A 3,850-nucleotide genomic window follows, 5' to 3' on the forward strand; every position below is an offset into this window, starting at 1 on the left:
TTGCGGCGCCTGCGGCTGGCCGTACCCGGGCTGCCCCGGCTGGCCCGGCTGGCCGGGGTGGCCGTACTGCGGTGGGCCGCCGAATCCGCTCTGGTCGGGGAAGCCACCCGAGTCCGGCCCCGCGGGGGGCTGCTGGCCCCACTGCGGCGGTTGGTTTCCTCCGTACGGCGCGCTCATCGTGTTGCCCTCCGCCAAGTCACCGACATGTGCACGGCACACCACCGTGGGTGTGCCGTGCGGAATCCAACCACACCCGCACCCGGCGGCGCACACCTGCACACCCCCGCGGCACCGGTTCACGCGGACCTCACACGGGCCGGGTGTCGCCACCCCTCCAGGGGGCGGGTCACACCTCGCCCGCGGCGGCGACGACACCGCGCCGCAGCGACCGGGCGGCCTTGCCCGCCGCCCCACCCACCGGGTGTTCCTTGCCGAGCACGGTCTTCAGCTGGTCGAGCAGGTCGATCACCTGGCGGGCCCAGCGCACGAAGTCCCCGGCGGACAGTTCCTGACCGTTCGTCTCGGCGGTGGTGAGCACCTTCTCCAACGACTCCCCGCGCGCCCACCGGTACACCGGCCAGGCGAACCCGGCGTCGGGTTCGCGGGTGCGGTCCAGGCGGTGCCGGCGTTCGTCGTCGACGAGGTCGGTCCACACCCGCACCGTCTCCCGCCAGGCCTCCGACACCGGCCCGGACGGCACCTTCGCCTCCGCCGTGGCGTCCCGCCGCGCCTCGTACACCAGGGTGGACACGACCGCGGCCAGTTCCGCCGGGCCGAGGCCGTGCCACACGCGGTGCCGCACACACTCGGCCGCCAGCAGGTCCGACTCGCTGTACAGCCGGGACAGCGTCCACCCGTGTCCGGTGACCTCGTCGCCGTCGTCGCCGAGGTAGCCGCGTTCGGCCAGCAGCCCGCGGATCCGGTCGAACGACCGGGCCAGCGAGTGGGTGGTGGCGGCGACCTTGCGTTCGAGCTTGTCGTTCTCCGCGGCGAGCCGCTCGTGCCGTTCCACCCACCGCAACCCGGCCTCCCGGTCGGCCATGCCGTGCACCGGGTGGGCGCGCAACTGCCGGCGCAGCTCGACCAGTTCGCTGTCCGAGGCGGCGTCGGAGCCGCGTCGACGCTGCCGCTTCGGCCGGGTGATGCCGGTGTTGCGCAGCGAGGAGGCGATGTCGCGGCGGGTCTTGGCCGAACGCAGCTCCACATGTTTGGGCAGCTTGACCCGGCCGAGCGGCTCCACCGGCGCGGGGAAGTCCGCCACCGACAGCGGCCCGGACCAGCGGTCCTCGGTCACCACGACCGGGCGGGGTTCCTCCATCTGGTCCAGCCCCGGGTCGACCACCACGGCCAGCCCGGCGCGCCGCCCACCCGGCACCGAGATCACGTCGCCCTTGCGCAGGTTCTCCAGCGACCGGGCGGTCTCGGCGCGGCGGGCGGCCGTGTTCTGCCGGGACAACGCCTTCTCCCGCTCGGAGATCGCGCGGCGCAGCTGCGCGTACTCCCGCATCTGCTCGAAGTCGCCGGGGACGGCGTCGGCGTAGCCGCGCAGCGCCTCGGCGTTGCGGTCGATCCGGCGGGACAGGCCCACCACCGACCGGTCGGCCTGGAACTGGGCGAACGACCGTTCCAGCATGCCGCGGGCCTCGGCGGCGCCGAGCTGGCCGACGAGGTTGACGGCCATGTTGTAGCCGGGCCGGAACGACGACTTGAGCGGGTAGGTGCGGGTGGAGGCCAGCCCGCCGACCTGGCGCGGGTCCATCCCGGGCTGCCACAGCACCACGGCGTGCCCCTCGACGTCGATGCCGCGGCGCCCGGCGCGGCCGGTGAGCTGGGTGTACTCACCGGCGGTGAGGTCGACGTGGGCCTCGCCGTTGTACTTGACCAGCCGCTCCAGCACCACGGTGCGGGCGGGCATGTTGATGCCCAGCGCCAGCGTCTCGGTCGCGAACACGACCTTGACCAGGCCGCGCACGAACAGTTCCTCCACGGTCTCCTTGAACGCGGGCAGCAACCCCGCGTGGTGGGCGGCCACGCCCTGCTCCAACCCGTCGCGCCACTCCCAGTAGCCCAGCACCGCCAGGTCGTCGGGCGGCAGGTCCGCGGTGCGTTCGTCGACCACGCGGCGCACCTCGGCGACCTCGTCGGGCGTGTTCAACCGCAGCCGCGAGTGGCGGCACTGGGTGACGGCGGCGTCGCACCCCGCGCGGGAGAAGATGAACACGATCGCGGGCAGCAGTCCCGCACGGTCCAGCCGGTCGATCACCTCGGTGCGCGACGGCGGCCGGTACCGGGGCATCCGCGGCGGGCCGCCGCGCCGGTTCCGGCCCCCCTTGCCCGCCCCGGCGGGGGCGTGCATCCGGGCGGTCTCCTCCACCCGGCGCAACAACCGCGGGTTGATCTTCGCCTCGCCGGTGTCCGACTCGCCGGCGAACAGGTCCATCAACCTGCCGCCGACGAGCATGTGCTGCCACAGCGGCACGGGCCGGTGCTCGTCCACCACGACGGTGGTGTCGCCGCGCACGGCCACCAGCCACTCGCCGAACTCCTCGGCGTTGCTGACCGTGGCCGACAGCCCCACCACCCGCACATAGGCGGGCAGGTGCAGGATCACTTCCTCCCACACCGCGCCGCGGAACCGGTCGGCCAGGTAGTGGATCTCGTCCATGACGACGTAGCCGAGGTTGTCCAGCGCCGCCGAACCCGCGTAGAGCATGTTCCGCAGCACCTCGGTGGTCATCACCACGATCTGCGCGTCCCCGTTGATCGAGGTGTCCCCGGTGAGCAGCCCCACCGTCCCGGTGCCGTACCGCTCGGTCAGGTCGGCGAACTTCTGGTTCGACAGCGCCTTGATCGGCGTGGTGTAGAAGCACTTGCGGCCCTCGGCCAGCGCCAGGTGCACGGCGAACTCGCCTACCACGGTCTTGCCGGCGCCGGTGGGCGCGCACACGAGCACACCGTGCCCGTCCTCCAGCGCCTCGCACCCGCGGACCTGGAAGTCGTCGAAGGTGAACGCCAGCTCGCCGGTGAACCGGGCCAGTTCGGGGTAACGGCCGCGCCGCCGCGCCGCCGCGTACGCCTCGGCCGGACTGGTCGACGGGGAGGGATCGGTGGAAGGGTCCACGACCGTCAGGGTTGCACACCCCGCAGGCGAGGCACAGACGGCGGGTGCCACTCACCCCGGCTGCCGGTCACCTCAGCAGCGCGTCGAGTTTCTCGTAGCCCTCGCGGACGCCGACCTCCATGCCGCTGCCGAGCATCGCGTCCCGCGCCTCGAGGGTGTCGACGAGCGAGGTCACGGTCACCCGGGTACGGCTCCCTCCGAGGTCGTCGAACACGGCGGTCTCCAGGCTGACCCCGTCGGGCAGGTCGGTCCAGGTGAAGGTCTGCACGATCCGCTCGGGCGGGCGGACCTCGTGGAACGAGCCGTAGAACGAGGCCACGTGCTCCCCGCCGCGCCAGTTGGAGTACCGCCAGTGGCCCCCGGTGCGGGGGTCCCACCCGTCGATGCGCAACTCCAGATCCCGCGGCCCGATCCAGCGCGCCACCAGATCCGGGTCGGTCCAGGCGGCGAACACCCGCTGCCGGGCAGCGGCGAACTCGCGCACGATGCGGACCGCGGGCAATCCGTCGACGGCCTCGATCGTCGTCCCGCGCGTGGTGGTCGTCTCGTGGGCGCTCATGCTGCGTCCCTCCCGTGCCGGGGAGGTGGGGCCGCCACGGCCGCCGGGCGCCCCACGGGGTCGTCCGGTGAGTACCCACGGCGTGGACGGCACACCACCCTGCCGCCCGCGCCCGGGTGTCAGGTCACGTCGTCGGTGCGGCCGCGGCCGTCGCCGTCGCGGCGGGGGGG

2 protein-coding genes are annotated in these 3,850 nt (G+C 73.5%); both read right to left on the reverse strand.

The features are described 5' to 3' along the window. Window positions 1-346: 346 nt before the first annotated feature. Window positions 347-3,121, reverse strand: coding sequence for a DEAD/DEAH box helicase (locus tag ACTIR_RS0108300; RefSeq protein ID WP_026453921.1), 2,775 nt, complete (start codon window positions 3,119-3,121; stop codon window positions 347-349). Window positions 3,122-3,188: 67 nt separating this feature from the next. Beyond that, complete coding sequence (locus tag ACTIR_RS0108305; RefSeq protein ID WP_026453922.1) at window positions 3,189-3,680, reverse strand: SRPBCC family protein; 492 nt, start codon at window positions 3,678-3,680, stop codon at window positions 3,189-3,191. Window positions 3,681-3,850 lie beyond the last annotated feature (170 nt).

The organism is Saccharomonospora iraqiensis subsp. iraqiensis (genome assembly GCF_000430445.1).
Lineage (GTDB): Bacteria > Actinomycetota > Actinomycetes > Mycobacteriales > Pseudonocardiaceae > Saccharomonospora > Saccharomonospora iraqiensis.

Excerpts from the sequence above, each read along its gene's own strand:
- ACTIR_RS0108305 (WP_026453922.1), bottom strand. The coding sequence starts at position 3,680 with ATGAGCGCCCACGAGACGACCACCACGCGCGGGACGACGATCGAGGCC.